This is a genomic window from Paenibacillus sp. sgz302191 (genome assembly GCF_057749925.1).
Genome location: NZ_JBYLHY010000137.1, coordinates 1 through 251, shown reverse-complemented (window position 1 = coordinate 251; position 251 = coordinate 1). Strand labels below are relative to the sequence as shown.

Sequence of the window (251 nt, the reverse complement as noted above, 5' to 3'; positions counted from 1 at the left end):
GGTGAAATTTTAATACCTGTGAAGATGCAGGTTACCCGCGACAAGACGGAAAGACCCCATGGAGCTTTACTGCAGCTTGATATTGGACTTTGGTACGATCTGTACAGGATAGGTGGGAGCCGTAGAAACCTGAGCGCCAGCTTGGGTGGAGGCGCCGTTGGGATACCACCCTGATCGTATCGGAGTTCTAACCTGGGCCCCTAAGCGGGGTCGGGGACAGTGTCAGGTGGGCAGTTTGACTGGGGCGGTCG

1 rRNA gene is annotated in these 251 nt (G+C 55.8%); it reads left to right on the top strand.

Features of this window, described 5'->3' with window-relative positions:
* Window positions 1-251 (top strand): 23S ribosomal RNA (locus AC3G2T_RS38945); the annotation flags it as partial.